17 protein-coding genes, 1 tRNA gene and 3 rRNA genes are annotated in these 25,786 nt (G+C 38.4%); all 21 read right to left on the bottom strand.

What is annotated here, in order from left to right; all coding sequences use genetic code 11:
• Positions 1-2 precede the first annotated feature (2 nt).
• Positions 3-791 (bottom strand): phosphate ABC transporter ATP-binding protein PstB, encoded by a 789-nt coding sequence (gene pstB, locus WKK_RS04980; protein WP_423219059.1) that lies wholly within the window; start codon positions 789-791, stop codon positions 3-5.
• 47 nt (positions 792-838) lie between these two features.
• Positions 839-1,729, bottom strand: a complete 891-nt coding sequence (gene pstA / locus WKK_RS04975; RefSeq protein WP_006845018.1) for a phosphate ABC transporter permease PstA — start codon at positions 1,727-1,729, stop codon at positions 839-841.
• A 3-nt stretch (positions 1,730-1,732) separates the two neighbouring features.
• A complete protein-coding gene (gene pstC / locus WKK_RS04970) occupies positions 1,733-2,650 on the bottom strand; it encodes a phosphate ABC transporter permease subunit PstC (RefSeq protein WP_013989659.1) in 918 nt (305 codons plus the stop codon).
• 12 nt (positions 2,651-2,662) lie between these two features.
• Positions 2,663-3,535: a phosphate ABC transporter substrate-binding protein gene (locus WKK_RS04965; protein ID WP_013989658.1), complete on the bottom strand. Its 873-nt coding sequence runs from the start codon at positions 3,533-3,535 to the stop codon at positions 2,663-2,665.
• Positions 3,536-3,732: 197 nt separating this feature from the next.
• On the bottom strand, positions 3,733-4,503 hold the full coding sequence (locus WKK_RS04960) for a TIGR01457 family HAD-type hydrolase (protein WP_006845015.1): 771 nt from the start codon (positions 4,501-4,503) through the stop codon (positions 3,733-3,735).
• A gap of 3 nt (positions 4,504-4,506) precedes the next feature.
• On the bottom strand, positions 4,507-5,100 hold the full coding sequence (locus WKK_RS04955; protein ID WP_013989657.1) for a YutD family protein: 594 nt from the start codon (positions 5,098-5,100) through the stop codon (positions 4,507-4,509).
• 19 nt (positions 5,101-5,119) lie between these two features.
• On the bottom strand, positions 5,120-6,499 hold the full coding sequence (locus WKK_RS04950) for a bifunctional metallophosphatase/5'-nucleotidase (RefSeq protein ID WP_013989656.1): 1,380 nt from the start codon (positions 6,497-6,499) through the stop codon (positions 5,120-5,122).
• 21 nt (positions 6,500-6,520) lie between these two features.
• Positions 6,521-7,135, bottom strand: coding sequence for a metallophosphoesterase (locus tag WKK_RS04945; RefSeq protein WP_013989655.1), 615 nt, complete (start codon positions 7,133-7,135; stop codon positions 6,521-6,523).
• A gap of 5 nt (positions 7,136-7,140) precedes the next feature.
• Entirely contained in the window at positions 7,141-8,241 is a 1,101-nt protein-coding gene (locus tag WKK_RS04940; protein ID WP_013989654.1) for a M24 family metallopeptidase, read from the bottom strand.
• A gap of 142 nt (positions 8,242-8,383) precedes the next feature.
• Positions 8,384-8,947, bottom strand: a complete 564-nt coding sequence (gene hpf / locus WKK_RS04935; RefSeq protein WP_006845010.1) for a ribosome hibernation-promoting factor, HPF/YfiA family — start codon at positions 8,945-8,947, stop codon at positions 8,384-8,386.
• A 139-nt stretch (positions 8,948-9,086) separates the two neighbouring features.
• On the bottom strand, positions 9,087-9,761 hold the full coding sequence (locus WKK_RS04930; RefSeq protein WP_013989653.1) for a ComF family protein: 675 nt from the start codon (positions 9,759-9,761) through the stop codon (positions 9,087-9,089).
• On the bottom strand, positions 9,751-11,076 hold the full coding sequence (locus tag WKK_RS04925) for an ATP-dependent helicase ComFA (RefSeq protein WP_013989652.1): 1,326 nt from the start codon (positions 11,074-11,076) through the stop codon (positions 9,751-9,753). Before WKK_RS04925 ends, WKK_RS04930 begins: the two co-directional genes overlap by 11 nt.
• 68 nt (positions 11,077-11,144) lie before the next feature.
• Positions 11,145-11,261: ribosomal RNA gene (rrf, locus tag WKK_RS04920) — 5S ribosomal RNA — on the bottom strand.
• A 95-nt stretch (positions 11,262-11,356) separates the two neighbouring features.
• A 23S ribosomal RNA gene (locus tag WKK_RS04915) occupies positions 11,357-14,271 on the bottom strand.
• Positions 14,272-14,527: 256 nt separating this feature from the next.
• A tRNA-Ala gene (locus WKK_RS04910) sits at positions 14,528-14,600 on the bottom strand.
• 78 nt (positions 14,601-14,678) lie between these two features.
• A 16S ribosomal RNA gene (locus WKK_RS04905) occupies positions 14,679-16,259 on the bottom strand.
• The 16S, 23S and 5S rRNA genes sit together here with 1 tRNA gene alongside, the layout of an rRNA operon.
• Positions 16,260-16,869: 610 nt before the next feature.
• Positions 16,870-21,444 (bottom strand): PolC-type DNA polymerase III, encoded by a 4,575-nt coding sequence (locus WKK_RS04900; protein WP_013989651.1) that lies wholly within the window; start codon positions 21,442-21,444, stop codon positions 16,870-16,872.
• A gap of 14 nt (positions 21,445-21,458) precedes the next feature.
• A complete protein-coding gene (locus tag WKK_RS04895) occupies positions 21,459-22,082 on the bottom strand; it encodes a DUF1361 domain-containing protein (RefSeq protein WP_013989650.1) in 624 nt (207 codons plus the stop codon).
• Positions 22,083-22,238: 156 nt separating this feature from the next.
• Complete coding sequence (locus WKK_RS04890; protein ID WP_013989649.1) at positions 22,239-23,960, bottom strand: proline--tRNA ligase; 1,722 nt, start codon at positions 23,958-23,960, stop codon at positions 22,239-22,241.
• A 224-nt stretch (positions 23,961-24,184) separates the two neighbouring features.
• A complete protein-coding gene (locus tag WKK_RS04885; RefSeq protein WP_013989648.1) occupies positions 24,185-24,985 on the bottom strand; it encodes a phosphatidate cytidylyltransferase in 801 nt (266 codons plus the stop codon).
• Between the two features lie 16 nt (positions 24,986-25,001).
• A complete protein-coding gene (locus WKK_RS04880) occupies positions 25,002-25,778 on the bottom strand; it encodes an isoprenyl transferase (RefSeq protein ID WP_193387215.1) in 777 nt (258 codons plus the stop codon).
• Positions 25,779-25,786 lie beyond the last annotated feature (8 nt).

The raw sequence follows: 25,786 nt of genomic DNA, 5'->3' as shown, positions 1-25,786 counted from the left end.
CCTTATCCAAAGTTTCCATTGACATAATCAATCGTTCTTTGTACCTTTGGTCGCGTAAATATTTTTCGCGTTAAATCGTATTCCAATACCTCACCCATATGGAAAAAGGCCGTGTAGTCGGACACTCGAGCAGCTTGTTGCATATTGTGTGTCACAATAATAATTGTATATTTTTCTTTTAGCTCTAACAAAGTATTTTCAATTTTGGCAGATGAAATTGGATCTAAAGCCGAGGCCGGTTCATCTAAAAGTAAAATATCAGGATGTAAGGCAATTGCTCGTGCAATTACTAACCGTTGTTGTTGCCCCCCTGATAGAGACAAAGCTGATTTATTTAAATTATCTTTCACTTCGTCCCATAAAGCGGCTTGTTTTAAACTCGTTTCCACCCGTTCTTTTAAAATTTCTTTATCTTTAATTCCATGTTGCTTTAATGCAAAGGTTATATTTTCTTGAATCGACTTAGCAAAGGGATTGGGCCGTTGGAAGACCATCCCAATATGTTTGCGCATTTCGTAAACATCAATGTCAGATGAATTAACATCCAAACCACGGTACATGATCTTACCATTGACCGTTCCAACCGTATCATTCATTCGGTTTAATGACCTCAAAAAAGTCGATTTACCCGAACCGGAAGCTCCAATTAATGAAGTGATTTTATAACGTTCAAATTTAAGATTGGTTTTTTGAAGGGCTTGTTTTTCACCATAAAAAACTTCTAAATCCTGTGCTGATAAGGCTACTTCATGTTTTTCATCATTAATATCAACGACATAATGCTCAGGCATTTCGTCTGAAAAAACTAATTTATTTACGTCTGTCATCTAATAACTCCCTACTTACTTGATGTTAAGCGTTGGTATAAGAACTTACTTAACGAACGTGCCGTGAAATTAAACAGCAAAACTGCAATAATTAAGACTGCTGAAGCTCCCGCTGAAACAGCTGTAGCATCAGGCATAATTCCTTCAGAATTAATTTTCCAAATATGCACTGCTAAGGTTTCCGCTGGACGCATCACATTCAAAGGTGATGTAGGATTAAATGGGTTCCAATCAGTGAAATTAACGACTGGTGCTGATTGCCCTGCCGTATAAATTAGCGCCGCTGCTTCTCCAAAAACTCGTCCTGCTGACAATACGATTCCGGTTACAATTGAAGGTAAAGCTGCCGGCAAAATTACGTGGCCCACCGTCTCCCAACGTGACAATCCAAGTGCTGCCCCAGCTTCACGTTGCAAGTCAGGAATTGTCCGTAAAGATTCTTCCACAGAGCGGGTCAACAATGGCAAATTGAAGAATGTCAACGCAATCGCTCCAGATAGCAATGAAAATCCAAATTTAAATTGAACCACAAACAGTAAAAATCCAAACAACCCGACTACCACAGAAGGTAATGAAGAAAGGATTTCAATCATAGTCCGAATCACTTCAACTGTTTTAGATTTTCGATTAGCATATTCGTTCAAATAAATTCCGGCCCCCAAAGCAATCGGGAATGAAATTACCATTGTAATAATTAATAAATAAAAGGAATTAAAGAGTTGAATTCCAATTCCACCCCCAGCAGTAAATGATTCTGCCGGAGACGTTAGGAAATGCCATGATAAATGGGGAATTCCTTGTACCAAAATGTAGCCCAATAATGCGGCCAAAATTAAAATTACGAATCCAGCAATCCCATATAGAATAATGGTTGCTAATTTATCACTTTTTTTTGCGCTCATGAGCTACATTGCTCCCTTCTTACCAATTGCACGGATGACCAAATTAAAGACAAGTGACATTAACAATAAGATTAATGCTAATGACCATAAGGCATTATTTTCAAGTGATCCCATAACAGTATTTCCAATTCCTTGGGTCAAAACTGAAGTTAATGTAGCTGATGGTGAAGTTAAATTATGTGGCATCAATGCCGCATTTCCGACCACCATTTGTACCGCCAAAGCCTCTCCAAATGCCCGTGCCATTCCAAATACGATGGCTGTTAAAATTCCTGGGGTTGCTGAACGTAAAATCACTTTATAAATCATTTGCCAACGTGTAGCTCCTAAAGCTAAAGCCGATTCACGATAATGCCGTGGTACGGCTCGTAAAGTATCCACTGTCATTGATGTAACTGTTGGTAAAATCATTACAAACAATACTATCGCCCCAGCTAAAATTCCAAACCCAGAACCACCAAATAAACTGCGCATCGTGGGTACTACAATCGTTAACCCAATAAATCCGTAAACAACTGATGGAATTCCAACCAATAATTCCGTAACTGGTTGTAAAATTTTCGCACCTTTTCTAGGCGATATTTCCGTCATAAAGACGGCTGTTCCAATCGCAAAGGGTGTTGCAATAATTGCCGATAACAAAGTTACCAAAAATGATCCAACAATCATTGATGCGGCTCCAGCCATTGGTTTACCTTGTGCATCAACTTGCCCCGGCGCCCATTTTGAACCAGTTAAAAAGTCACCCAAATTGACATGATTGGTAAAGAATGTTGCTAATCCTTTGGAAGCAACAAACCAAAAAATCGATATAACCACAATTAAAATCAAAGCTAATGCTGACATTGAAATAGCTCGACCAAAACGATCTTTTTTAGTAGCGGCACTAGTTTTTGTTAGTGCTTCTCTAATCTCATCCATTTTAATACCTCTTTACTTGACAGATGTTACGACACCTGAGACATCACGTTGAACTTGCATATCATGAATTGATATATAACCTAATTTTGGTATCAATGTTTTTTGAATTTTTTCTGACTTTAAGTACTTAATAAACTGACTTACTTCTGGCTTAATATCGCCCTTAGTATAGATATGTTCATATGACCAAATCGGATATTTACCATTCGTTACATTGGTACTATTAGGCGTCACGCCATTTAATTTGGGAACATCAATTTGTTTTTTATCAATATACGAAAATGCTACATATGAAATTGCCCCTGGCGTTGAAGAAACAATTGAGCGTGCGGTTCCTGATGAGTCCTGTTCTTGTCCTTCTGCAGAAGGCGTTTGATCTAGTCCATAACGTTCAAAGGTCACCCGAGTTCCTGATCCATTGACTCGATTAACTAAGATAATCGGCATATCAGCGCCACCGATTTCTTTCCAATTGGTAATTTTTTTAGTGAATATATCAATCATTTGTTGTGTAGTTAAATTTTTGATTTTAGCTTCTTTATTCAAGATAGGCGCAATTCCAATCACGGCCACTTGATGATCAGTTAATTTATCCGCTTTGATACCTTTTTTTTCTTCAGCGAACATATCTGCATTTCCTAAATCAACCGCTCCAGATTGAATTTGGGCTAAACCAGTACCTGATCCTCCACCCTGGACATTAATATAAACACCTGGATTTTTACGTTGAAATTCTTCACCTGCTGCTTCCACCATTGGTTGTAAGGCGGTAGAACCTACCGCGTTAATATTAATACTTTTTTGTTGATCACGTGTTAAATATGCACCGATCAGGGCGGCAATTCCTACTAAGGCAACACTTCCCCATATCCACTTCTGCTTCATCGCACTATCTCCTTCAAAGTCCTACAATCGTTAAACTCATTATCTTATGTTTTGCAGATGGATTCCATAACATTAATGTAAAGATAATTTCTAATTTGAAATATTTAATATTAAGCAGTCGTTCATTTTAATCCAAATAAAAAAGCTGAGACAAAAATATGTACCAGCCTCTGTATCAAATTCTCCATTAATCTGTTTCACTCAATAAACCAATCATCCAAAGAATCAACTTCATGAGTTGGCTTAATTTGCGCTGCAGTAATTTGTTCTTTCGTTGAAATTCCACTATATACTAACAACGTGTCCATCTTCAAATTAATTCCAGCTTTAATATCGGTATTATAATTATCACCAACCATTACCACATCATTCACAGTCAAACCTGCACGCTCCAAAGCACCTTCCATAATGGGAGTATAAGGTTTACCAATCACGATTGGATCCACTTGTGTTGATGTTTGCACTGATGCCACAACTGATCCTGCACCTGGAATCATCCCCTTTTCATTAGGTAAATTAGTATCAATGTTTGTGGCGATAAATTTTGCCCCTTGTTGAATAGCCAAAGTGGCGTACATTAAATCATCATATTTCAAGTTACGATTTAATCCCACAACCACCGCATCTGCCAAACCTTGAGTAACAATCTTCAATCCCTTTGATGCCAATGCTTGATGCAGACCATTTTCACCAACCACTAATACTTGATGCACATTTGGTAATTGTGCTACATAATCAGCAGTAGCCATAGCTGAAGTGTAAATTTGATCCAAATCTACATGAATATCGTGCCCATCTGCTAGTGTAGCTTGGACCTGCTCTGGTGTTCTAGTAGCATTATTGGTCACAAACATAAATTGCTTATTAGCAGCTTTTAAACGTTCAATAAATCGTTTTCCACTAGGAAAGCTCTTTTTACCTTGATAAATTGTTCCATCTAAATCAATAAAATATCCTTTATATGCCATACTTTATTCCCCCTCAGTACTTCGTTCATGGATTTCAAAACGGCGCTTTCGATTATTTCCTTTCGTCGTTACTTGACGTGGGCCCTTATTATTCAATTGATGAGTAGCTTTTTTCACAGGATTCTTTTTAACGGAACTTTTCTTCTCGTCAATATAAGCATTATTTTTATTACTATGATGATTCCGGCGACGTCTAGGACGAGAAACTTCTGGCTCATCATCTTCCACCATATGTGGTTCTAGATTTTCTAAAACAAAATATGGAGCTCCAAAATTCATAAATTCATAAATATAATCCTGTAACGCACTAATTTGGTCCATTCTTGAAACACCAGGTTTTCCATCTTTATAAAAGCCATGAATGCGTAGTTGATCAGCAGCTATATCACCAACTAAATAATCATATTTTTCCAAAAAAGTACTAAACCGCTCAGCCATCAAATCATCTTGATATGCATCACGATAGTTAGCAACTAATTTATACGCCCGTTCATTAATCAATAAGTCAGCAACTGATTCACCGTGTTCCAATCGCGTTTGTGCAATTCGTTCCAGCTTCTGGGCTTGCGCCAACTCTTTCATTCGTTCTCGATCCATTTCAAAATACCTTCAATTTTTATTTTTTTGATGGGAATTTTTGTGCTAAATAAGTAGCAAAATCCTCACGTAAAACGGTGTCATATGACAATTCATTATTTCCCGCAATTTCTAACGTTGGAAAATATGGGAAAAACAAATAATGATCTAACCCACCAATATAATAATCCTTCGTCAAATTAATCGGTTGACCCTGCACTAAAACATTACCATCATTCGTCAATTCTAAGCCTGACCAAACTATTTCACCCCATTTACGACCACGGAAACCCATCCCATAAACCGGACTACCAAGAAGATAATTTCGGTTCTTTTTGACTTCTTTCATTAACCTGATTACATCTTGTCCCTTTAACTTGGTGCGCATAGGATGTACTGCATGAGGTAACATATGGTGCAATTCATACATACTGACGGGGCCCTCAGTCAAATCGTCCAAAAACATTCCTGTTGAAAGCATTGCTAAGTCCGTCTCAGTGCGAGCTTTCAATGCCTCTAATCCTAAATCAATTATCCGATTTTTAGCATCGATGCCTCGATAAAAATTTTGCGGAATGTCTGCCACCAATTGGTTCTTCAGAATTTTAGTTCCTTCGTTCTGATAACTAGCTACCGTTTCTGCATCACTAGTCAATTTCGGAAGTTGATCCACATCAACAGTTGAAGCTTGGGCTCGCTTAAATTGACCATCTTCAATTTCAAGTTGCACCTGACCAACATGTTCACCATACCGACCCGCCGCTGCTAATAATGTTTGATTTCGCCATTCACCCTTTGGCAAATGATGGTGGGTATGCGCTCCTAAAATAATTTGTAACTCTGGAAATTTATCTGCTAATCGGCGATCAGTCGGTAGTCCTAAATGCGACAACAAAATATTGAAATCAGTTTGTCCCACTAATTCCTTTAAAATCATTTGTAATGTTTCATCAACCGGTAGTGGCTTCCAGCCAAGTAATGGATAAGTTAATATGAAAGGGGCAGTCATACCAATTACTCCGATCCGTGTTCCTTCACCGGTCGTAATAATTTCATATGGATGCGCCCATTTTGGAATTTGCCCACTTTTTTTATCTAATAAATTGGCCAGTAAGATCGGAAAATTAGCATGTTCATAAAGTCGATTTAAATCATTATGACTCAAACCCAAGCCTTCATTATTACCAATCGTCACACCGTCATAATGAACCCCATTCAATAAATTAACATTGGCTTGACCATGACTGGCTTCTGTTAAAACATGATTACGATCCATTGCATCGCCAATATCAAAAGTTAATACAGTTTCACCATTACGTAAAAGTTGTTTTCGATAAGTATTTAAGAAATGCCGAATCTGCGGCCAACGCTCCAAATGTGAATGAATATCATTAGTGTGTAAAATTGTTATTTTTTCCATAATTCATTGGCCTCCTTTCGGCTATTCTGATAATTGATGACGTTTCCTCTCTAAAATCATTTCAATTTCAGATAAATTCAATGGTGTTCCCCAAGTAGGACGCTCGTCTGAATTTAAATATTCTAGATCGGAACTATCAATTCCTACATTAATATTTTCAGCAATTGCTACCTGACTATGATGAATATGACCATGTAAATTAACACTAGAGGCGGTTGGCCCCAGTATCAAAGGATAGTGTGTCAAAAAGAATTGATGGTGATTAGCTTTCACAATCATTCCAACATCATGAAATTTAAATTTAGGACGACCATCAGATAATGTTGAATGTTGATTTTGTAAAAATTTAAATAAATCCCGAGTATCATGGTTTCCCTTAATCAATACAATTTGTCCATTGAGGCTTAATAATAATTCATAAAGTGATTGATAACCTTTTTTAGCTGGTTTAATTTTATTTAAAAAAGCTAAATCGCCTAAATGATAAACTGTATCATTTTCTGTCACCCTAGCATTCCAAGCCTGTTGTAGGCCTTGATGCTCATCCTGCAAATCATCATATGGACGGGGCGAAAAATGTTCACTTTGTAATAACTGTTCATGAAAAAAATGTAAATCGGCTATAAAATATTCCATCATGCTTACCTATCAATGCTAATTAAATCAGTCGTTAACTCACTAGTTAGGTTTTCAACCCCATTTTTAGTCACAATAACATCATCTTCAATTCTAATTCCAAATGCTCCTGGAATATAAATACCAGGTTCAATCGTCAATAACATTCCAGCTTCAAGTCTTTCTTCTGCTTGTGTTGAAACTACGGGACCTTCATGAATGGCTAATCCGACGCCATGTCCGGTTGCATGGGTATAATATTTACCATATTCGGCTTGATCAATCACTTCTCGTGCGGCTTGATCAACATCACCAGCTGATACTCCTGCTTTAATCTTTTGAATGGCCTTTTGATTTGCTTGTTGGACTACCTGATAAGCTTTTTTAACTCCATCATCAACCGCTCCTAAGGCAAACGTTCGTGTAATATCTGACGTATATCCGTCCACAAAATAACCAAAGTCAATCGTGACCAATTCACCTTCAGCTAATTTTTTATCAGTTGCCTCACCATGAGGTAATGCGCCACGATAGCCAGATGCAACAATTGTTTCAAATGATGCACTAGTTGCACCCAAACCTTTAATAATAAAATCTAGCAGATTAGCAACCTGCCGCTCTGTCATCCCTACCTCTACCTTTGTCAATAATTCTTCATATGCTTTGACAGCCACTTCAGTCGAATGACGTAGTGCATCTAACTCGTTTTCAGACTTAACTTGGCGTAACCACTCTACTAATTCTGGAATTGGAACAATATCTGAATTTTCATCCTGTCCTTCAAAATTTTCATCCAATACATCAAATATTTTAAATGGCAAAGTATCTTCAAACCCTAAATTATTTATTTTAAATCTTTTAGCAGCAAGCATTGCAACACCATAATAATCACGAGTAATTAATAGATCAATTCCCTCAGGTAAACTAGTCCTTAATTCTTCTTCATAACGGGCATCTGTAATCAGTGCTGCCTTCTTCTCAGATGTTCCAATCAATAGTAGACCATCCCCAGTTCCACCTAAAAATCCAGTTAAATATTTTAGGTTATCCCCATCTGCTACCAACATTCCATCAGCGTTAAAAACAGCTAAATTTTTACGAACCTTTTCAATTCTATCTAAATACATCTGATTCACCTCATTTTCTTACTATTTATTATAACAGTCCCCTGTTCACAAAGCTTTTGAAAGTCTTAAATTTATTATTATTATACTAAAAAAGATCAACTATCATCGTAGTTGATCTTTTTGATTAATCAATTATTTAATGTTATAAATCGGTATCAATCAAAGCATACTTACCATCTTTACGCTTATAAACTACCGCTGGCAAATCACTTTCTGCATCTTGGAAGACGAAGAAGTTATGACCCAATAGATCCATTTGAAGAATAGCTTCTTCTACATCCATTGGCTTTAATGAAAGATGCTTAGTTCGAACAATTTCAAATTGAGCATCTTCTTCCTCTTCTAATTGAGGTTCATCCAATGATTCATTCATAAAGGTATCAATACCTTTATAACCCTTTTCACGTGACTTACGATTTACCTTAGTCTTATATTTTCGGATTTGTCGTTCCAATTTATCTGAAACAAAATCAATAGATTGATACAAATCATCTTGGGTGTCTTCAGCTCGGAGAAGGAGATATGGCAACTGAATGGTTACTTCAATTTTAAAAGTCCGTTCTTGGTATGAGCGCAAATTGACATGCGCTACATACTTATTGTCATCATTAAGATAACGCTCTAAACGAGTTAGACGCTTAATGACGTAGGCCTTAATTGCCTCTGTTACTTCGATATTTTCACCACGTACAATAAATTCTAGCATAGTGTTAATCTCCATTCTTTTTAATTGGATTTATAAATTTCAATTAAATCCGCACAGGCTTAGATGAAACCGCTATCTTTCTTTCCTGTAATAGCATTGTAACATATATTATATTATAAATAAAGACGTTCACATTTTTTTATCTTATTAATGTAATCGAATTCACATTTTTGGCACCAGCCTGATACAAGCAATCAGCTGCATGATAAAGGGTTCTTCCAGTTGTATAAACATCATCGATTAATGTAATTTTTTTATTTTCAATCTGATTTGGATCAACATTTAGTTCAAACCATTGCTGAGTGTTAATTCGCTGATATCGCGTTTTTTTAGATTGAGTAGCTTTAAAATGTTTCTGACACTTAAGTCCGTCAATCCATTTAGTTTGCGCTCTTATCAGTCCACTACTCTGATTAAATCCCCTTTTTTGTAATTTATCATTTGCAATTGGAATTACAATTAATGTTCGTCTACTATCAGTAATCTTCTCTATTTCACCCATGAAAATAGACTTCAAATGATACCCGCCTCTAAATTTATATTCTCTAAAATACTGCTTCATCATTTGATTATAGCAATATATGGCTCGGTTATTTATTATTTGATAGCCTTTAATTTTCCAAAGATTACAATCACTGCAAAGTTTTGAATTCATTTGCTTTCGACCACATCCTGGGCAAAAGATCGCTCCTATTTCATTAAAATTTTTACGACATCCATTACAAATATCATACAATTCAATTGTTTTACCAAAAATAAATTGTTTAACATTCCATGTCCGTAAAATTTGTTTTTGGCAAATTTCACAATTCACTATGATGATCCCTCCAACTGTTTAACCACTGAATCTCTTTTTGAGCTCGTAACATTCTTAAAGTAATATCAGCGGTAAATATCCACACATTTCCATTAGGGTACTCAGCATCTCGCCCGCATCTACCTGCTATTTGCAAAATAGTCTCATAAGTAAAAACTACTTCATCACCACCCAAAATATAAACATCTAATGCTGAAAAAGTAACTCCTCGTTCTAAGATTGTAGTAGTTATTAACCCATTAATTTCGCGTGATCTTAGTTTTTTAATATTATTGGATCTTTCTGGGTGCTTGGAATATACGGTAGCAACAGACAGTGATTTAGGCATCATCGCCTTCACTAAATTTAAATCCTCTATTTGCGGTACAAAAATTAAAAAGCAGCGTTTATTTTTTTGATATTTCGATAATTGTTTTTCTAGTTTAATGGGTAATTTTTTTCTCCATTTTGGCGAAATATATATTTGTATTATTGGTAATGGATAACCATGAAATCGATTAGCTAAAAATGACAATTTCCAATTAGTATGTTTAACTCTACGTAATAAATTAATTGAAGGTGTTGCGGTAAGATAGTATTTTAACCCTTGAGGTCGTTTTGCTTCCTCAATTACTTTTTCTAATGCTTTGTTATTTCGTAAAGGAAATGCATCTACTTCATCAACTACAATTAAATCAAAAGTCTGATGAAATTTCATCAATTGTTGAACGGTGCAAATTAACAATTGTGTGTATTGAATTTCATGTTCTTCTCCATGTAATACGGTCATGGATCCATTAAAATATTTTTTTATACGCTGAGATAATTCAATTACTACATCAACACGTGGTGCTACTAAAGCAATACGACCTTTTTCTAACAATACTTGATTAATTAGTGGATATAATATCTCAGTTTTACCAGATCCAGTCACCGCATATGTTAAATGATTTAATTTCCTTTCCCATGCTATCAATTGCTCATTAGCTATTTTTTGTTGTTGTAATGTTAGCTGCCCTTTCCAATTTATTTTACTATTGTCTAAATACTGTTTAGGATCTTTTATTATCACTAAATAATCATTACTTCTGATAGTCCCCATGTCTTTACAATACCAACAGTATTTTATTCCATTTTTAGGGTATTTCCAATTAATTTTAATCTTATTAAAGCAACGTTGACATATATCTGATTTAATCGGTTTTGTAATTTCAATAAATCTATTTTGACTTTGATAAAAAGCAGTCTTTTTTAAATCTTGTAATTCATTCTTCGTTAAAAAAAGCTTACACCCATATAGTTGATCTAATCGATTGATTTGTTTAAATTCCATACTAGAAAGAAACCTGATTTTCAAAAAACATAACAAAAAAGCCCATCAAAATGATGAGCTTTAAATATGCACCGCGACTTCCTATCCTCGCAGGAGGCGATCCTCCAACTACTTTCGGCGTGACTGAGCTTAACTTCTGTGTTCGGGATGGGAACAGGTGTGACCTCAGTGCTATCGTCACGACACGTATTAAATTGTTGAGAGTTAGTTCCCTCAAAACTGAATCATATATATTTATAAATTTTAACAATACACCTTGAACCACCACGTCGTATTCAACTTGGTTAAGTCCTCGAACCATTAGTACTAGTCCGCTCCATACCTCACGGTACTTCCACTTCTAGCCTATCTACCTCATCATCTATAAGGGGTCTTACTTCTTTCGAATGGGAAATCTCATCTCGAGGCGAGTTTCACACTTAGATGCTTTCAGCGTTTATCTCATCCGTACATAGCTACTCAGCGATGCTCCTGGCGGAACAACTGATACACCAGTGGTACGTCCACCCCGGTCCTCTCGTACTAAGGGCAGCTCCTCTCAAATTTCCTACGCCCGCGACGGATAGGGACCGAACTGTCTCACGACGTTCTGAACCCAGCTCGCGTACCGCTTTAATGGGCGAACAGCCCAACCCTTGGGACCGACTACAGCCCCAGGATGCGATGAGCCGACATCGAGGTGCCAAACCTCCCCGTCGATGTGGACTCTTGGGGGAGATAAGCCTGTTATCCCCAGGGTAGCTTTTATCCGTTGAGCGATGGCCCTTCCATGCGGAACCACCGGATCACTAAGTCCTACTTTCGTACCTGCTCGACCTGTTAGTCTCGCAGTCAAGCTCGCTTATGCCTTTACACTCTGCGAATGATTTCCAACCATTCTGAGCGAACCTTTGAGCGCCTCCGTTACCTTTTAGGAGGCGACCGCCCCAGTCAAACTGCCTGCCAGACACTGTCTTCCACCACGATTAGTGGTGTGAGTTAGAGTGATCATACAACGAGGGTAGTATCCCACTATTGCCTCCATCGAAACTAGCGTTCCGATTTCTACGGCTCCTACCTATTCTGTACAAGCTGCACAAGCACTCAATATCAAGCTACAGTAAAGCTCCATGGGGTCTTTCCGTCCTGTCGCGGGTAACCCGCATCTTCACGGGTATTTAAATTTCACCGAGTCTCTCGTTGAGACAGTGCCCAGATCGTTACGCCTTTCGTGCGGGTCGGAACTTACCCGACAAGGAATTTCGCTACCTTAGGACCGTTATAGTTACGGCCGCCGTTTACTGGGGCTTCAATTCGCACCTTCGCCGAAGCTAAGCACTCCTTTTAACCTTCCAGCACCGGGCAGGCGTCAGCCCCTATACGTCATCTTTCGATTTTGCAGAAACCTGTGTTTTTGATAAACAGTCGCCTGGGCCTATTCACTGCGGCTCAGCTTGCGCTGAGCACCCCTTCTCCCGAAGTTACGGGGTCATTTTGCCGAGTTCCTTAACGAGAGTTCACTCGCACACCTTAGGATTCTCTCCTCGACTACCTGTGTCGGTTTGCGGTACGGGCAGGTAAACACTAACTAGAAGCTTTTCTCGGCAGCGTGACATCATGGACTTCTCTACTTTATTTCGATCCTCATCATCACTTGTTCTTAAAGGGATAAGCATTTAACTACTCCCAAAACTTGTGATTTAACCCAGCACTTCCAGTCGCTGGGATCCATTAGCCTTCTGCGTCCCTCCATCGTTCAAACATGTTCACCTGGTACTGGAATCTCAACCAGTTATCCATCGACTACGCCTTTCGGCCTCGCCTTAGGTCCCGACTAACCCTGGGAGGACGAGCCTTCCCCAGGAAACCTTAGTCATTCGGTGGACAGGATTCTCACCTGTCTTTCGCTACTCATACCGGCATTCTCACTTCTATGCGCTCCACCAGTCCTCACGGTCTGACTTCATTGCCCATAGAACGCTCTCCTATCGCGCCACTTACGTGGCACCCGTAGTTTCGGTGGTGTGTTTAGCCCCGGTACATTTTCGGCGCAGAATCACTCGACTAGTGAGCTATTACGCACTCTTTAAATGGTGGCTGCTTCTGAGCCAACATCCTAGTTGTCTATGCAACTCCACATCCTTTTCCACTTAACACACACTTAGGGACCTTAACTGACGATCTGGGCTGTTCCCCTTTCGACAATGGATCTTATCACTCACTGTCTGACTCCCGGACATACGTAATTGGCATTCGGAGTTTATCTTAATTTGGTAACCCGAGATGGGCCCCGCACCAAAACAGTGCTCTACCTCCAATACGCTACATTCCGAGGCTAGCCCTAAAGCTATTTCGGAGAGAACCAGCTATCTCCAAGTTCGATTGGAATTTCACCTCTACCCACACCTCATCCTAGCATTTTTCAACATGCACAGGTTCGGGCCTCCAGTGCGTCTTACCACACCTTCACCCTGGACATGGGTAGGTCACCTGGTTTCGGGTTTACAACTACATACTATGTCGCCCATTTCAGACTCGCTTTCGCTACGGCTCCGGTCTTTCCACCTTAACCTTGCATGTAATCATAACTCGCCGGTTCATTCTACAAAAGGCACGCCATCACCCATTAACGGGCTCTGACTTCTTGTAGGCACATGGTTTCAGGAACTTTTTCACTCCCCTTCCGGGGTGCTTTTCACCTTTCCCTCACGGTACTGGTTCACTATCGGTCACTAGGTAGTATTTAGCCTTGGGAGATGGTCCTCCCAGATTCCGACCGGATTTCACGTGTCCGGCCGTACTCAGGATCCTACACGGGAGATTGTACGTTTTCGTCTACAGGGCTATCACCTTGTTTCGCGTGGTTTCCCAACCACTTCGACTAACATACAATTTTGTAACTCCACAACGGTAGTCCTACAACCCCAAAGTGCAAGCACTTTGGTTTGGGCTCTTCCGGGTTCGCTCGCCGCTACTGACGGAATCGATATTTCTTTCTACTCCTGTTGCTAATGAGATGTTTCAGTTCACAACGTCTACCTTCAACTAGTCTATATATTCAACTAGTGATAACTTGCATAACAAGTTGGGTTCCCCCATTCGGAAATCTCCGGATCAAAGCTTACTTACAGCTCCCCGAAGCATATCGGTGTTAGTACCGTCCTTCATCGGCTCCTAGTGCCAAGGCATTCACCATGCGCCCTTAATAACTTAACCGATCAACTTTCGTTGATGATTCAAGCTTGAGTATGCGACCTAACGGTCGCTTGCGATTACCACAATATAAATATTGTGATGAACTAATTAAAAAACTCAAAAAATAACGCGGTGTAATTCACTGTCAATCATCATTGCGATGATCAACTATTGATTTACTCGGTTCAATTTATATTGTATTCAATAAAATTGAAATTTTTAAAATTTATATATATGATTCAGTTTTCAAAGAACTAATTTAACACCGAAGTGTTAATGGAGAATAGCGGGATCGAACCGCTGACCTCCTGCTTGCAAAGCAGGCGCTCTCCCAGCTGAGCTAATTCCCCAATAAAATTAAATTGAGTGTAGAACACTCAAAACTAAATAACGTTTCAACGAATATGCAGGTTTCCGATTTTCCTTAGAAAGGAGGTGATCCAGCCGCAGGTTCTCCTACGGCTACCTTGTTACGACTTCACCCTAATCATCTGTCCCACCTTAGGCGGCTGGCTCCTAATAAAAGGTTACCTCACCGACTTTGGGTGTTACAAACTCTCATGGTGTGACGGGCGGTGTGTACAAGACCCGGGAACGTATTCACCGCGGCGTGCTGATCCGCGATTACTAGCGATTCCGACTTCGTGTAGGCGAGTTGCAGCCTACAGTCCGAACTGAGACAAGCTTTAAGAGATTTGCGCACCCTCGCGGGTTGGCGACTCGTTGTACTTGCCATTGTAGCACGTGTGTAGCCCAGGTCATAAGGGGCATGATGATTTGACGTCATCCCCGCCTTCCTCCGGTTTGTCACCGGCAGTCTTGCTAGAGTGCCCAACTAAATGCTGGCAACTAACAATAAGGGTTGCGCTCGTTGCGGGACTTAACCCAACATCTCACGACACGAGCTGACGACAACCATGCACCACCTGTCACTTTGTCCCCGAAGGGAAAGCTCCATCTCTGGAGTGGTCAAAGGATGTCAAGACCTGGTAAGGTTCTTCGCGTTGCTTCGAATTAAACCACATGCTCCACCGCTTGTGCGGGTCCCCGTCAATTCCTTTGAGTTTCAACCTTGCGGTCGTACTCCCCAGGCGGAGTGCTTAATGCGTTAGCTTCGTCACTCAAGGGCGGAAACCCTCGAACAACTAGCACTCATCGTTTACAGTGTGGACTACCAGGGTATCTAATCCTGTTTGCTACCCACACTTTCGAGCCTCAACGTCAGTTACAGTCCAGAAAGCCGCCTTCGCCACTGGTGTTCTTCCATATATCTACGCATTTCACCGCTACACATGGAGTTCCACTTTCCTCTACTGCACTCAAGTTATCCAGTTTCCAAAGCAATTCCTCGGTTGAGCCGAGGGCTTTCACTTCAGACTTAAATAACCGTCTGCGCTCGCTTTACGCCCAATAAATCCGGATAACGCTTGGAACATACGTATTACCGCGGCTGCTGGCACGTATTTAGCCGTTCCTTTCTGGTAAGATACCGTCACACATTGAACAGTTACTCTCAATGTCATTCTTCTCTTACAACAGTGTTTTACGAGCCGAAACCCTTCATCACACACGCGGCGTTGCTCCATCAGACTTTCGTCCATTGTGGAAGATTCCCTACTGCTGCCTCCCGTAGGAGTATGGGCCGTGTCTCAGTCCCATTGTGGCCGGTCAGTCTCTCAACTCGGCTATGTATCATTGTCTTGGTGAGCCATTACCTCACCAACTAACTAATACACCGCGGGACCATCTCTTAGTGATAGCAAGACCATCTTTTAAACTAAAACCATGCGGTTTTAATTATTATACGGTATTAGCATTTGTTTCCAAATGTTATCCCCTGCTAAGAGGTAGGTTTCCCACGTGTTACTCACCCGTTCGCCACTCATTGCAATGTTGAAAATCAAATCTGAACAAGTTCTTCATATCATTTCAACCACAATGCGTTCGACTTGCATGTATTAGGCACGCCGCCAGCGTTCATCCTGAGCCAGGATCAAACTCTCAATTTAAAATTGAAAAGCTTGAGTATAACTCAATCTTTTTTGTTGTTGTTTAACAGTTGTTAAACGAATTTACTAGCGAAATTGACTTCGCAAATGTTTGTATCTTCCATATTATAAATATGAGACACACCTGCACATTTGTTTCATCGAAACGTTATTTAGTTTTCAATGTTCTACTCATCGCCTATCACGAGACAACTTAATTAGTATAACAAGTAGCCGATTTAATGTCAACAACTTATTTTATTTAATTTTGTCATTCGTTTCAACAACCGAAGTTGCCGTTCGTATCTGACTTAATTAATATACCTTAGATCCGATTGTTCGTCAACTACTGATTTGATATTTTTTTGACGAACGTTGTTATCGACATCTCTATCCCTTGATAATACTAGATTTAAGTTTTATAAAAGCAGCTTATTTAAAAAGAACTTTTAATTTTATTATTTTAGAATAACCATCTTAAGCCTAAAGTAGCCTTTATGAATTAATCATTTATCTCAATAAAATGAAAGTTCATCGTAAAAAAAAGAGGTTAGGATAAAAACATCCAACCTCTCACATAAGTATAAAATTTAACTAAACCAATCATTACACCTTTTTTTATACATCATTTTTAAAAAAGTGCCATCTGATTTTCTTCAGACATTCCATCAACAACACCATTATCTTCGAAAAATTGCATCAACGTTTGAGAAACACCTCCACGTTTAGCCAAATCTTCCTTAGATAAGAATTCGCCTTCCGCTCTAGCTGCAATAATTTTCTTTGCAACGTTATCACCTAAACTAGGAACTGCATTGAAAGGTGCTAACAAAACGTTACCATCAATAATCCATTGTTCCGAATCTGATTTATATAGATCTACCATTCCAAAATCAATTCCACGCTCGGTCGCCTCATTAGCAACTTCCAATACGGTTACAAGATCGCGATCTTTGGCTGATGCATCTAATCCTTGGCCGTTAATCTCTATAATTCGCCCTTTGAGTGCTTGCGATCCGCGAGACATCGTAACAATATCAAAATTACTAGCTCGAATCGAGAAGTACGCTGCATAATACAAAGTTGGAAAATAGACTTTAAAGTAAGCAATCCGCAAAGCCATCAAAACATATGCAGCAGCGTGAGCCAATGGGAACATATATTGGATCTTTTGAAGAGATTCAATATACCATTCTTGTATTCCTGCATCACGCAATTCGGCTTGATAGGCTTCAGAAACACCTTTTCCCTTACGCACTTTTTCCATAATTTGAAAGGCTGATTCAGGGTTAACTCCCCAATTGATTAAGTCCGTCATAATTTTGTCTCGTGTTCCAATTACGGTAGAAATGTCAGCTAACCCATTTTCAATCAATTCATCTGCGTTACCTCGCCACACATCTGTTCCGTGAGATAGTCCTGAAATTTGAAGTAAGTCAGCATAACTAGTCGGTTTCGTTTCTTGTAACATCCCTCTAACAAAAGCTGTCCCAAATTCTGGTACACCTAATGTTCCAGTCTTTGAAAAAATATTTTCCGCCTTAACACCCAAAACATCTGGCGATTTAAAAAGGCTCATGACCCCTTCATCATTCATTGGAATAGTTGTTGGATCAATCCCTGACATATCTTGTAATGCACGAATCATCGTTGGATCATCATGTCCCAAAATATCCATTTTCAAAATATTGTCGTGAATAGAATGAAAATCAAAATGAGTTGTCTTCCATTTAGCCTTGATATCATCCGCTGGGAATTGTATTGGAGTGAAATCATAAATTTCCATATCATCAGGAACGATCAAAATTCCAGCCGGATGCTGACCAGTTGTTCGCTTAACTCCTGTTGAACCAGCAGATAGCCGTTCAATCTCAGCTGTTTTAAATGATATTACTTCTTCTTCTGAGAGATGAACATCATCTAAATTACTAATCCCTAGATCCTTTTGCTTTTGCTTCCGAACATTTTCATTTAGATCTCGTTCATATGCTTTTACATAACCAAAAGCCGTCTTATCAGCCACAGTGGCGATAGTTCCCGCCCGAAAAACATTATTTTCTCCAAACAATGATTTCATATAATTATGTGCAAAGGATTGATAATCACCTGAAAAATTCAAATCAATATCAGGAACCTTATTTCCCTTAAAACCTAAAAAAGTTTCAAATGGAATATTATGCCCATCCCCAAATAAATCGCTTTGATCTATGGGTGATGTTTTAATCGGAATTGAATAACCTGAACCATAGATACGCGGATCGACAAACTCCACATAGTCACCCTTACGGCTATAATAATGAGGGGCTAGTGCATTGACTTCAGTAATTCCAACTAACAAGGCAACTAATGATGACCCAACAGATCCACGTGAACCAACTAAGTAACCATCTTTATTAGATTTTGCAACCAGACGTTGAGCCACCAAATAAATAACTGAGAATCCGTTTCCAATAATTGAAGCTAATTCTCGCTCAATTCGTGCCTCTATTTGCAACGGTAATGGCTTACCATACATTCTATATGCTGTCTGATAGGTCTTTTCTCGAATCTCTTGTTCCGCATTAGGCATATTTGGAGGATAATTTCCCGTTTTAATGGCTTCCACATCATCAATCTGATCAGCCACGATATTAGTATTATGCACAACTATTTGTTTTGCCAAGTCCTCACCCAAAAAATCAAACTCATCCAATAGTTCTTGAGTTGTTTTAAAATGTACCTTGGGCAAAGGATAACGGTTCAAAGGATTCGCTCCACCTTGTGAATTAATCAAAATTTTACGATAAATTGCATCTTCAGGATCCAAATAATGAGCATCTCCACTAACTACAACTGGTTTATCCAATTGTTTTCCAATATCAATAGCATCCTGAATGATTTCTTTCAATCGATCTTCTCCTTTAATCATTTCCCGTGCTAATTCTTGGGTGTAATTACTTAAAGGTTGAATTTCAATATAATCATAATATTTAGCGATCTCTTTAGCTGCCAAAACGCCTTTTCTCTCAAGGGCCTCAAAAAATTCTCCGCTGGCATCTCCTGTCCCAATCAAAAGGCCATCACGATACTTATTTAATATAGATCGTGGTGTTCGCGGAACACGTTCGAGATAGTTAACATTGGCCTCTGAAATTAACTTATATAAATTTTTAACCCCGGTTTGATTTTTAACCAATACAGTTGCTCGCTTAGGACGCTCATGACGCCAAGATTCTGCTTTACCGGCATATTCATTTAGTTGTTTCGCATTTTTGACACCATATTGTTCTTCCATGTCCTGCAAGAGTTTCCGAGCTACTTGTCCAGTTGCCGTTGCATCAAAAATGGCGTTATGGGCGTGATCTAATGGCACCCCTAGTTTTTTAGCCAAAGTGCTTAGTGTAAAGCGGCGCATTTCAGGATGTACAAACCGTGCTAATGGCAAGGTATCAACTACTACATTACTAATGGTCTCCATCCCTAATCGTTCATAGGTAGTATTAACCATCGGTACATCAAAATCGATAACGTTATGACCAACTAAAATATGATCTGCACAGAAAGCTTTAAATTCAGCAAAAACTTCACTTTCTTCCCGTGCATTTTTCAAATCTTGATCAGTAATATGCGTAATATCCATAATAATTGGGCTCAATGGTTCATGTGGATTGATATATTCATCAAATTCCGCAATTACATTTCCCCTTTGCATTTTAACTGCTGATAATTGAATAACCTTATCATATCGAGGAGCAAGACCTGTCGTTTCCACGTCAAAAGACACGTAAATGGCATCATCTAAATTGGTTGTATCTTCATTTAGTGCAAAAGCACTACTATCTTCAACTAAATTAACTTCAACCCCATAAATCATTTTAAAATGAGCTTGCTTGGTTTTTATAAACTCGGATAATTCATTCGTATGAGTTTTTAAAAAATCTTTAACTATATCTTGATCATTAGGGTCAATTCCAGATTCAGCAAGAAACTGTTGAGTTGCCTTATCATTTAACTTACTATTGATTTGTTTAGCTGTATTTGACGCTTCTGGAAAAGCTTGTGCACCAGCTGTATCAGTAACAGCTATGGATCTCATGCCCCAATCAGCAGCGGTTTTAATATAATCACCAATTCCATTAGTAGCATCCATCGTAGACATAAGTGAATGAACCTGCAAATCAACTCGCTTTTCATCCCCTTGGTATGGGTCTTTTCGAGCTTTTTTCCCTGGTATTACTTCAATATCTCGAAACATCATAGTTAAATCATGACTAAAGGCATCTTCACGAATATTTCCACGTACTCGATACCAGCCACCATTTTTCAAATCCTTCAACCATGGTTCCTCAGCCTCTTGGTTCAAAAACTTCTTCAATATAAATGAATCAGTGTAATCTGACATTTTCAAGATTGCTAATTTTCGTCCATTCCGTAATTCTCGAATTTCACTATCAAAAACATATCCTTCAAAGGTCACTAAATCAGCTTCCATTTGAACATCGGTCATTTTAGTCACAATAACTCCATTAGGAATTCCTTTCCCAATCGAACGATCTGTAACCTTAGATCGAACTCGTGACTTTTGTTGATCTTCAATTTTTTCACTTTCTTTTTTATGCTGAAGCATTGCTGCATGTTGAGCTTCCAAATTAGCTTGCGTTTTTTTAGCTATCTCAGCTTGTTCTTGCATTCTATGTTGTTGGTTTTGGTTCAATGAACGTTGTACTAATTGATCATCTACTTGTAATTTAAAAGGCAAAGGATCAGCTAGACCTAACTTATAAAAAGTATCCGCAACAATTGTCATTCCAGTTTTTTCTGCGTATTGAAGCCACGCCTTAGAATTGAATTTTAAATTAATCTGATTTTCAGTTACCTCTAGTACAACATTACTAAACGCCGGATTAAAGGCTCCACTTTCATTTTGATGTAATTGCATCACCCAATTCCAATATTGGGCAATAGTTGAAACATCTGGTTGCTGACTCAAATTAAATTTAAAATCAGGCTCAGCTAAATGTTGAAAACTCATCGTTAATCGGTGAACAAAATCAGCCGTTTCTTGAACTGCTGGTAATGCTGGTAGATCCAATTTAAACTGCCATACTTTTGAATTTTCATGAACCGTTAATTTCTGTAATTCAGCGTTTTTAAATCCCTGAGGAATTTTTTCAAATTGTAATTGTTTCGCTAAAACCTGAAATTGTTCTGATGCTGATAAACTCATCTTCTCCCCCATCCTTAACGCCTTACCCAAATTAAATGGTAAACACTAAAAATAAATAACTGTACTAAACCAAATACAATCACAAAATAATACAAATCAGGATTCATCACAAAAGAAACCTGGTCAATCAATGTCTTGAAATTTGTTACCAAATCCCAAGAATTAGCTCGTTGAAAACGACCTAGATAAATTGCCGAACTTGATACAATCGCAATGAACATATAAAAAGGAACTTTAAAATACCACTTTTGAAATGGTAAAGTTTCAACTATTATCTCTAAACTGGATAATCCAATTAGCATTCCAATGAAAACACCGGTGAAAAGGACTCCATAATTTAAATATTGGGCAGGATTAGCTAATCCTGTGCCAATAGCCGATAAATGACTAAAATCAGTCATCAAATACATTGCATTTGGGAAAAAGGCCAGCCAAACAATAAAAGCTATTATTCGCAGAGGCCATTGTTTTTTAGTTTGTAGGGCTTTATGCATCAGCGCAACATCCAAAGGAACTAACGCTAAAAAGACATTCCAAATTAAAAATCCAAAACGAGATGGTATTGCATAAACCATGACATAAAATCCTAAAACAATCAGGTGGATTAAGATAAATATTTTAATTTCACTTTTTTTCATTTAGATCTCCCAACCAATTACTTTTTACTTGCATTAATATAATTAATCTATTTATATCATATAGATTGAAACTTAATTTATTCTATATCTAATGAAAGAGGCATACTACCGGAAAAATAAATCCACTAGTAACGCCTCTTAATTTTAACATTTTAACTATTCACTAATTTCATCCGTTGTTTGGAGCAAAATTGTCAATGTATTAACTAATTCATCAACTCGAACTTCAATTGCTTCGTCTGCCGTACGAACTTTGACTTCCACAATTCCTTCATTAGCCTTTTTACCAATCGTAATACGAACTGGTAATCCAATTAAGTCAGAATCAGCAAACTTAACGCCTGGTCGTTCATTACGATCGTCTACCAGCACCTCATAACCAGCTTCAACTAATTGTGTTTGAATTTGATCAGTTAAAGCCCCTTGCTCAGCATCTGTATATTTGATTGGTACCAAATGAACATCCCAAGGCGCAACCGCTTTAGGCCATACTAGTCCCTTATCATCAGCATTTTGCTCTACAATTGCAGCTAACAAACGTGAAACACCAATTCCATAACTACCCATAATAACATCTTGTTGACGTCCATTATTATCCAAAACTTGGGCCCCTAAAGCCTTAGAATAACGTGTTCCCAATTTAAAGATGTGTCCAACTTCGATTCCCTTAGTAAAGATCAATTTACCTTTACCGTCGATTGTCTGATTTCCCTCGATGGCAGTTCGAATATCAGCAACTTCATCAATGCGGAAATCACGTTCAAGATTAGCATTTAAGTAATGGAAACCTGCTTCATTAGCTCCAACTGGAACATTAACCATATCTTGAACCCATTCATCAGCAATAATTTTAATTTCAGGGTCCACATTAACAGGACCTAATGAACCAAATGATGAGCCAAGCAAAGTTTGTGCTTCATCTTCAGTTGCCATCCGTAATTCAGCGGCTCCTGTCAAATGTGCAACTTTAACCTCATTGACTTCATAGTCACCTCGAATTAACAACATCAAAGGCTTTTCATCAGCAATCATCAAAAGTGTTTTAACCAATTGATCTGGTTGCTTTTTAAGATAATTAGCTAGTTCTTCAATTGTCTTAACCTCTGGTGTTGCAATCTTTTCTAACTCAGCAAAAGCAGCATGCGACTTATTAGGCGTATACAGATCCTTGGCCATTTCTAAATTAGCTGCGTAATCAGATTCTTCAGAGTAAGCAATGATATCTTCGCCGGCTGCGGCTGGTGCAGAAAATTCCTTTGAATCAGAACCACCCATAGCTCCAGCATCCCCAACGATGACACGGTATTTCAACCCCACACGATCAAAAATTTTAATATAAGCTTGTTCCATATTTTTATAAGCTACATCTAATCCTTCTTGATCAACAGAGAATGAATAAGCATCCTTCATCAAGAATTCACGACCTCTTAATAGTCCTGAACGAGGACGACGTTCATCACGTAATTTGTTTTGAATTTGGTAGATCGTGAGTGGCAACCGCTTATATGACTTAATATCATCACGAATTAATTCAGTCATAACTTCTTCATGCGTAGGCGCTAAGATCATGTCACGATCATGACGATTTCGCAATTTAAACAAATCTGGTCCATAACTTTCATAACGACCAGACTCTTGCCATAGTTCAGCAGGCAACAACGTTGGTGCCAACATTTCAATAGCATCTACGCGTTCCATTTCTTCCCGAACGATAGTTTCAATTTTATTTAACACCCGTTGGGCTAGTGGTAAGTATGCATACACACCGGCTGAGACTGGACGAATATATCCAGCCCGCAACATCATTTGGTGGGAAATTACTTCAGCATCGGCAGGCGCCTGACGTAAAGTTGGGATAAACACTTTAGATTGTTTCATAATTACCTTCCTAATTTAAATAATAAGATTGTTCCTTATTTTACCATAATCCGCTAAGTTAACGGATAAAATCAATTAAACCAAATAAAAAAGAGGGTGAGATAAAACTAAAGATTCCTTATTTAAACCCATTTTATTCTGTACCCTTGCAGGTAATCCTAAAAATATATTAAATGTAGTAATCTTCAATGAGTTCTTTCTCACTCTCTTTTATCATTAAACCATTATAACATCCCACCCAAGAGATATAGAATTGGCATAACAATAATCATTGAATCAAAGCGATCCAAAATTCCACCATGTCCTGGCAAAATATTTCCTGAATCTTTCACCTTGTAGTAACGTTTCAATCCTGATTCAATTAAATCACCAAATTGTCCTGCAATCGATAAGACCAAAATAATCAAGACCATAACTGGCAAACTATAAACCTGTGGGAAAAAGTAAGTATAGATAGTCATAAAGACTACGGCTACTACAGTTCCGCCAATTGAACCTTCCCAAGTTTTATTAGGACTCAAGCGCGGTGCTAAAGGTGTCTTTCCAATCTTCCGACCAATCATATAGGCCCCTGAATCAGTAATCCACACGATTAACATTCCAAAGAAAATAACACTAATTCCAGCTTCTCGGGCTTGTACCAAGAAATGGAAGCCCATTCCAATGTACATCATTGCCAGGGTAAAGACTCCCGCGTCTTCAAAGCTAAAATGATTTCGACTTACTACGGTATGGAAAAGCATTAATAAGACGAAAATATATAATAATGAAGAAAATTGTAATCCTACTGGTAGCCATGCATTCCATTGCTTCCAAATTCCAGATGGTAGGGTCATTAAGAAAACCCCTATCATTGAAACAATTGCTTCAAATGAAACAAATAATTTTTTACGCATTAAGACAACTTCGCTCATGGCGATCACTGCTAATACAGCTGCGACTAATTCTAAAAGTGTTCCTCCCAACAAAATCGTTGGAATAAAAACTATTAATGCAATTACCGCAGTAATAACTCGAGTTTTCATGTTTTATTATCCTTTTCTACTTTTTATCTTCTTTAATACCACCAAAACGACGATCGCGACCTTGATAAATTAAAATTGCCTGCTTAAAACCATCCGCGTCTAAGTCTGGCCAGTGTTGATCCAAAAAAACCATTTCACTATATGCTAATTGCCATAATAAGAAATTTGAAATTCTATTTTCACCACTTGTACGAATTAATAACTCAGGATCTTGGTAAGGGGATAAAGGAGCCGTCATCAAAGCATTCGAAATTTGTTTTTCATCAATTTGCTCTGGCGACAGGGTTCCAGCTTGAACTTGTCGAGCCAGATTCTGAACTCCCGTAATAATCTCAGCACGGCCACCATAGTTCAACGCAAAATTTAATACCATTCCCGTATTATTTTTAGTTTGTTCGATTGCCTGTTGGACTGCCTTTTGTGTTTCTGCGGGTAATTGATCTATATATCCCATTACTTGCACTTTAACATTGTTTTGTATCAATTCAGGGACAAAAGTATCAAAAAAACGGGTTGGCAATTTCATCAAAAAGCCAACCTCACTAGCAGGACGCTTCCAATTTTCTGTAGAAAAGGCGTATAAAGTTAAAACTTTAACTCCAAGATCGCTAGCAGCAACTGTAATTTTTTTAACCACTTCCATGCCTTGTTGATGTCCAGCTACCCGTGGTAAGCCCTTAGCTTTTGCCCAACGACCATTTCCATCCATAATAATTGCGACGTGCTTTGGAATCCGTTCTAAATCAAGTTCCGTTGATACAACCGGTGATTTTTTATTAAAAAACATCCTGATTATCTCCT

Source organism: Weissella koreensis KACC 15510 (assembly GCF_000219805.1).
GTDB classification, from domain to species: Bacteria; Bacillota; Bacilli; order Lactobacillales; family Lactobacillaceae; genus Weissella; species Weissella koreensis.
Note: the sequence above shows the minus strand (reverse complement) of the source record. Positions and strands in the feature narration are given on the sequence as shown.